The sequence below is a fragment of the Pedobacter zeaxanthinifaciens genome (genome assembly GCF_003313335.1).
Taxonomy (GTDB): Bacteria; Bacteroidota; Bacteroidia; order Sphingobacteriales; family Sphingobacteriaceae; genus Pedobacter; species Pedobacter zeaxanthinifaciens.
In genome coordinates this window covers 89,625-97,414 of sequence record NZ_QMHP01000014.1, presented here as the reverse complement: position 1 = coordinate 97,414, position 7,790 = coordinate 89,625, and the positions used below count along the sequence as shown (strand labels likewise).

The 7,790-nt window shown below is 36.4% G+C and carries 5 protein-coding genes; 2 read left to right on the top strand and 3 right to left on the bottom strand.

Annotated features, from left to right (window positions below; genetic code table 11):
* The 3 genes from DUT68_RS17305 to DUT68_RS17295 all read right to left on the bottom strand — a co-directional run.
* The coding region (locus tag DUT68_RS17305) for a DUF3871 family protein (RefSeq protein WP_113639487.1) at nucleotides 1-544 on the bottom strand (544 nt) is incomplete at its 3' end.
* Nucleotides 531-1,400 carry an AAA family ATPase gene (locus tag DUT68_RS17300; RefSeq protein WP_113639486.1) on the bottom strand — a complete coding sequence of 290 codons (870 nt, stop codon included), beginning with the start codon at nucleotides 1,398-1,400 and terminating at the stop codon, nucleotides 531-533. The genes DUT68_RS17305 and DUT68_RS17300, both read right to left, overlap by 14 nt.
* 89 nt (nucleotides 1,401-1,489) lie before the next feature.
* Nucleotides 1,490-1,906 (bottom strand): hypothetical protein, encoded by a 417-nt coding sequence (locus DUT68_RS17295; protein WP_113639485.1) that lies wholly within the window; start codon nucleotides 1,904-1,906, stop codon nucleotides 1,490-1,492.
* A 595-nt stretch (nucleotides 1,907-2,501) separates the two neighbouring features.
* Here DUT68_RS17295 and DUT68_RS17290 point away from each other — a divergent pair.
* Nucleotides 2,502-4,556, top strand: a complete 2,055-nt coding sequence (locus DUT68_RS17290; protein ID WP_113639484.1) for a site-specific DNA-methyltransferase — start codon at nucleotides 2,502-2,504, stop codon at nucleotides 4,554-4,556.
* Between the two features lie 6 nt (nucleotides 4,557-4,562).
* Nucleotides 4,563-7,520 carry a type III restriction-modification system endonuclease gene (locus DUT68_RS17285; protein ID WP_113639483.1) on the top strand — a complete coding sequence of 986 codons (2,958 nt, stop codon included), beginning with the start codon at nucleotides 4,563-4,565 and terminating at the stop codon, nucleotides 7,518-7,520.
* Nucleotides 7,521-7,790 lie beyond the last annotated feature (270 nt).

The following is a 7,790-nucleotide window of genomic DNA, read 5'->3' as shown; positions in this document are numbered from 1 at the left end:
TACTGAACAGTTTGGAACGTACAGGGATGGATAGTATTTCCGAAATACACACATCAACACCTTTTCTATTGTAAAGGTTATCTAGGTTGTAGGCTTTTACACCACCTATAGTAAGGGTAAGCATATTTCCCGAAACGTCAGCCATTACGGATGGTATGTCTATAATAAAAGCCATTCTTTCATAGTATATGGTTTTCTCTTGTTCGGTCAAATCCTTGGCTTGTTTACTACGGGCTTCGGGTATTCTGCCCTTGATAGGATGGCTTACCCTAATATTTGGGGAAAGGATCTTTTCTCCGCGATAGAATGTTCGAACTACTTCCTCTGTTACCTCTATAAAATCGGTATGGTTTATAGCAGGTTCATTGTCCTTAACGAAAACGGGGATAATATGCTTTTCCTTCATCTCTGTAAGTTCACAGAACGATGTATTCGAAATTATAAACGGTTTGTCGGATGATATTTGTAAGCCATTTTCAACTATAGGCTCTATTACAGCTATGTCGGTATTGACGGTCTGTGGTTTCAATTTAGCTTTCTTCATTTTTAACTGTTTTTCTAATGAAATTGGTTTCTTCTGATTTCGTTCCTATCAATTGTTTTTTCTTTGTTTGAAAATCTTCGTTGAGGAGGACTTGAAATTCTGGATAGGAGTTGAATATTTCACGTAAGGTTTTTACATCCTTACTTTTGGTAATGAGCTTCTGTACAGTAGTGGCATCTACTCCATTGCTGCACCAGGATAGGATTTTTTCTCCTATGACCGAACTTATACGAAACTCTGGTTTGTTCATGAACAGTCCGGTTCTATCTTTAGTTGCAGAAGCATTTTGTTTGATGTCTATTTCAAGGACAAGGGTAAGCTCGTAATCCATCCCCTCACGCTGTACACCCTTTAGACCAACTTTTTCTGGAACCATTTTCCCGTTTTTCTCTGTTAGCACGTAGTCTTGCTTACTTCTGATCGTACCGATGATATGGCATTTGGAAGATAGCATGACATTGATAAATTGGTTATGTCTAGGTGTTAATTTAGCCCAGTTGGTAAAACTATTGCCCGCCATATTACTATGTGTTTCCAATATGCCGCCCGAACCTTCCCATTCGTGTGAGATACTATCAATTATGATTACCTCAATGCCAGAAGCCTCACAAACCCCTACAGCTTCAATATATCTTTCGGGTGAAAATGGTGCATTTAAGCTCAATACATAATAATTGCCTAAATGGGCGTATAAATCTGCGCTATTGTTTTCCGTATCTATAACTGCAACTTTAGACCAATCCCCCGTAAGTCCGAACGCTATAAGTAATGCACCCATTGTTTTGCCCGAACCTGAAGGACCTTGTAAACCCATACGTATACGAGCTTGATGCCTTTCGGCTTTTCTTAAATTCATAAATTATGTTTTTAATATGTAATAAAACCTGCCGAACGCAGGTTTTCGGTAGTTCGTTTAAAAAAATAAAGAGGGATGTTCCCTCCTTATCACGCTACTACTTTTTGTTTAGATTTTGTTACTACCTCCGAAGAGTTAACAATGTTCGCATTGAACAATGATAGGCTCTTTGCCCTTCCGTTGGCAATCTCAATTGAGTATAGCTGATTTGGCTCAATGTTGTTGAAATGCTCGACTGTGACCATCATTTGAGCATCACTACTTCCGATACCAAAAGTTTTAGAAATGTGTTTGTTGTTATCCTCCGCACCTTTGAGCGTGCCTGCTACAAAGGTCAACGCAAAGTTTCCCTTTGCTGAAGAAATTTCCTTAACCAAGAAGATGTCGAGATTATCAGGAGTTGCGAAATGATACTTGCCATCGGGAACACCAATTCCTGTTCTGATAGGTTTGAAACCTGCTTTTTCTGCCGCAGTTAGTGCAGCATTGCTTTCAGCTCTGTTCATAAAGTTTTACGTACTACGTCGCCACGTTTTTTTTAATGTAATTGGATTTGTTAATTACCCACACTCTAGTTCGAGGCGGGGGGTTGCTTGCCAAAATCCGGTAGGGGCTGTTTGGAGTGGGGTGGTGCCCGGGGAGTTTTTTACAGATAATTGGATATTAAGTACCCTTAAAAATTTTGAGATATAATATTATGTGCTACCTCTTGTGATATTAGTTGGCATTTTAAGTCAGTTCTTAGAACTTTAAATGATAGTAAGTGTCTGAAGAGTGGGCGTATTATAGTGATAACTATATTGTAGATAAGCGAATAAAAGTTGATATGTTATTACTAAAGGATATATTTTAAAGAATGATTTTAATAAGAAATAGGTAGCATGCTGGTGGGTTGTAACCTCGTCTAATCCTGCAAGCTCAATTTTATTGAAAGATTTATAACTTTAATCTCATAGGGTTTAATAGAAATGAATTTTTTAACTGTTTATAATTAGTTATTATTGCATTAACTAGAATTTATGCCTTGACAAGTGGTTTAAATAAAAAACCATGACTGTGAATAGGGATTATCTTTTTGGTTAACGGATTAATCTTCAATAAATGATACAAGATATATTAGCGCAAAACGAAAATAGAAATGTGAATGATAAACAATTAGTAGCTTTACGTGAACATTTTCCTTCTTGTTTTAAGTCAGATGGTAGTTTTGATATAGAAAAATTTAAGACCGAAATAAGTGAGAAGACAGACGTTGTTAATGAAGGTTATGAATTAAAGTTTTTAGGGAAAAGCTATGCCAAGCTAATGGCAAGTACAGATACAACCACGGTGATACAACCCAACACCGAGCATAACAACCTACCCGAAAACGCCAACAGCCAAAACATTTACATTAGTGGCGATAATCTTGACGGACTTAAGCACCTGCTAAAAAGCTACAGCAAAAGCATAAAATGCATATACATAGACCCACCTTACAATACAGGCTCTGACGGCTTTGTGTACCAAGATAATTTTAACTATACACTAGAAAACCTGCAAGAAAAACTGAGCATAAGCGAAGACGAAGCCCAACGTATACTTGACCTCACCCGCCGTGGTTCTTCTTCTCACTCGGCTTGGCTCATGTTTATGTATTGCCGCCTACTACTTGCTAGAGATGTACTGACAGACGATGGCGTTATTTTTATTTCTATTGACGACAATGAACAAGCTAACCTCAAACTCCTTTGCGACGATGTGTTTGGTGAGGAGAATTTTGTTGGAGATTTGGTTTGGGAGAAAAAAAAGAAAGGCACATTCTTGTCAAACAGTTTAACAAATATTAAAGAATCAATTTTAACTTTTTCAAAGAACAAAATTGAGTTCAATGGTCTTATTGCTGAAATAAAAACTGATATAGAAACTTATCCATGCATAAATTCTTCCAATAAAAGAGAAAATAGAATAATTAGAAAAGGAACAAAAAGTAAATACAGAGAACCCAATTTTTATCTCAAAGCAGGTAGCGAGATTTCGGATACTACCATGAGTATAGTTTTGCATACTGATTTGAAAATTGAAAATCAGATTTTAGTTGATGATGTTGTTATTGAGGGCAATTGGCGATATACACAAGAGAATATGGACCTGTTTTCAAAAGACAGCAACATTTACATTACACAAGATTTGTATGTAAGAAGAATTGTTGATGAGCCAAGAAGTAAAACCTTGAAGGATCTACTTCTTAGAGAAGGTAAAAATAGAGAATTGAAATATGCTAATTTTAATATTGATAATCTTCATGAAGATGGATGGGGTTCTAATGAAGATGCGGAAGAAGAATTACGTTTATTGATGTCAAAGATTGGTATATTCAGTAATCCAAAACCTTCAAAGCTAATTAAAAAATTAGTTGCTAGCGTAAGAGATGAAAATAGCGTTGTGCTCGACTTCTTCTCAGGTTCAGCAACTACTGCTCATGCTGTGATGCAACTCAATGCAGAAGATGGCGGTAACAGAAAATTTATATCGCTGCAGCTGCCTGAGGTAATCAGTGCAAATAATCCGTCTCAAAAAGCAGCGTTTGATTTTTTGACAGAGCAAGGCCTACCCAAAACCTTAGACTATATAGGCATTGAGCGTATAAAACGTGCCGCAGCTAAAATAAAAGAAGTACAGGAAAAGAAACGCAAAGCCACCGAAGCAGATTTATTTAAAGAAGAAAGCACTACAGAGTTAGATTTAGGTTTCAAGCATTTTACGCTGGTAGAACCCAACCAAAACACCCTAGACAAACTGGATAGTTTTGACAAAGTGGCATTACTGGCAGATACCACTATTCTGGAAGATTTTGGTAAACCTACCATATTGGCCACTTGGCTCAATGCCGATGGTTATGGATTGAGTGCCCCAGCAGAAAGCATAGGTTTAGCAGATTATACGGCCTATTATTGCCAAAAACATTTGTACCTAATAGATCCCAACTTCACGCTCGATAGCATGAAAGCTCTATTGAGCAAATACGATAGCGAGGGCAGTTTTAATCCCGAAAACTTGGTGCTATTTGGCTATAGTTTCCCTGACTGGAGTATCAGCGAAATGGTAGATAAAAATCTCCGTATTTTAAACGATAGTGAGAAGAATTTAAAAATCAACTTTCACGTAAGATACTAAGTAGCTATGGAGATTATTCTTAAAAATGATTTGCCCCATCAGGTAAAAGCGTATCAAGCCATAGCCGATGTGTTTACACCCGAGTTGATAGAGAAAAATACGTTCTACTACCAAAACCCTACATTGGTTCTAGACCGCCCTGCTATTATGACCCAAATAGCAAAGGTGCAAAAAGAAACTGACGTACCCCATGAGTTTAAGTCGCTCAACGAAATAGGCAGCTATCTTAATCTTGATATTAAGATGGAAACAGGTACAGGTAAAACGTACGTGTACACAGCGGCTATGTTTGAACTGCACAAACGTTACGGCATTAATAAGTTTATCGTAGCTGTGCCTACGCTTGCCATAAAAGCAGGTGCAAAACAGTTTATGCAAGACGGTTACACCACCCGCCATTTTAAAGATCAGTGTGGCTACCGTACTGAACTGGACGTGTTGGTGCTAGAAGCTACCAAAAAGAAAAAAGGGAAAAACTTTTTTCCCAGTGTAATACGTGAGTTTGTGGCAGGCAGTAGCCAAAACACCAATAAAATATACGTTTTGCTCACCAATATGAGCCTTTTGGGTGGTACATCTAAATTACTTACAGATACTTACGACTATGGTGTAGAAGGTTTTTACAAGCCCGTAGAAGGCATAAAAGCTACTCAACCTTTTGTAATAATAGACGAACCACACCGCTTCAATAAGTCACAAAAAGCGTATGAGTTTATTGAGAAAAACATCTGCCCGCAGGCTATTATTCGTTTTGGTGCTACATTTCCAGATATAGAAATAGGCAAAGGAAAAGCCAAAGTAAAACGCAAAGACTACCAAAACCTCTTGTACGACTTAAACTCGTTTCAGGCTTTTAATCTTAATCTGATAAAAGGCATAGCCAAAGAACATTTTGAGCCGATTTCTCAAAAGCAAGAAAAAATAAAAATTACAAGAATACAAAGTAAGCTGGCGGTTCATTTACAACTCATAAAAAAAGACGATCCCACTAAAACATTTGAGCTTAAAAAAGGTGATAGTTTAGGGCTTGTAGCTAGCGACTTAGACGGTATTGTAATTGATGCCATCACCAATAGCACGATTGAACTATCTAACGGGCAAACCAAATCTACAGGCGAAGAATTCAGTACCGATATTTACTCGTCATCATACCAAGAAAGCATGATACGCCTAGCTTTGGAGCGTCATTTCAATACTGAAAGAGCCAATTTTAGTAGAAACAACAAGGTTAAAACACTGGCTTTGTTTTTTATAGATGACATTTACTCGTACAGAACTACCGAAGCCCAAGAAAAACAACCTTATCTAAAAGAAACTTTTGAACGCTTACTTGCCGAAAAAATAGATACTATTCTTCCCGAACTAAACGAGCAGGAAAAAGAGTACAAAGCGTATTTGCAAGCTACTAAAGCAGACCTAAACGCTTCCCATGCGGGTTATTTCTCACAAGATAACAGTAGCTCTGATGATGCCATAGCACAGGAAGTACAAGAGATTTTATTCGAAAAGAAAAAACTGCTTTCCATCAAAAACAAAGAGGGCGGCTATAATACCCGTAGATTTCTTTTCTCTAAATGGACATTGAAAGAGGGCTGGGATAATCCAAACGTATTTACCATTGCCAAACTACGAAGTAGCGGAAGCGAGAATAGCAAAATACAAGAGGTGGGTCGTGGATTACGTTTGCCTGTAGATGAATTTGGTAATCGGATTTCTAATGAAGAGTTTAAACTCAATTATATCATCGACTTTACAGATGCCGACTTCGCTGAAAAACTAATCAGTGAGATAAATGCAGACCTACCTAAAGGCTTTGTGATTACCGATGAGCAAATTGCTGATATTGCTCAAAAAAGAAACATGGATGCTGATGATTTGTTTGTAGAATTATTGACCAAGAAATTCATTGACAGAAACAAAAACATCAAAACTGAAAACAGTGTAGCCTTCTTTAATGAATATCCAGAGTTTACAGTTGGTTTGCAGCAGGGTAAAATTGAAGATAGAAACAAAAAGAAAGAGCAAAAAATTACAGTAAGGAAAGCCGTTTTTGACGAGCTTAAAACATTGTGGCAAAAAATAAACAGCAAGTATATCTTACATTATGAAAAAGTAGAAGAGGATAACTTTTTACTGAACGAAGTGGTTAATCTGTGCCAACAAGGTGTATTTGCCGATATGTATATTGCAAGTTCTCGTTCGGAGTTAAATACAACAGGGTCAGTTGCCACGCTCAATGAGGGCTCAGGTGTACAGTTTAAGGTAAACAAGCCGTTGAAATATAGTGAGTTTCTGAAACGCATTAACCGCCAGACCAATTTATCAATACAATTACTTCATAATGCATTGGTTATCTATTCAGAAAACAACACCTTAACACCTGAAAAGTTTAACGAATACAGTGCATCTAACTTTGTTAAACAATTTAGCGACTGGAAAGTAGAAAAGCTCAATGGTAGATTTAGCTACTCAAAAGCAAACTTACCTTTAAAAGCAACTACTTTAACCTATGCTGATGGCACAGTAAAATCAGAAATAACTCAAGGCATCATAGGCACAAAGTTAATAGAAGGTACACCAAGTGATAAATACCTATATGATGTATATGCTTTTGACTCTCCGCTAGAGAAAGAGAATATTTTAGCAGGAGATATTCAAGAAATTATTGTGTACGGTAAAATTCCAAAAAATAGTATAGCCATACCTACCATTACTGGCCAATCATACAGTCCTGACTTTATGTATGTAGTAAAAAAAGCCAATGGAGATAAGATTCTGAATGTAATCGTTGAAACTAAAGATGTAGAGGATCAGAGTACACTACGAGTAATAGAGCAAGCCAAAATTAACAGTGCAAAAACCTTTTTTAATCAACTGACTATAGATGGTTACAAAGTAGAGTTTAAAGAGCAGTTAAAAAATAACAAAATTAAACAAATTATTGATGAAGTTATTAGCACATAGTGTTATTCAAGCTTTATTTTAAAATTTCTTTATTGCATGAGTAAAGGTTGCAAAAGCCGAAATTTCTCATCATATTAATTTCTCTAAAATTATTTCCAATGCTCTAATTAAATATTTTTTTTTTCAACATGGTTAAAATCTGCTTAGTGTATTATTTAGTTTCATTTGATGTCTTTAAAAATGATGTCTAAATAGATATTTTTTTATGTTAATTAATTGATAATTAGTGGTTTTTTACTTTCTGTATCGGAAAATAACCATCAACCTCCA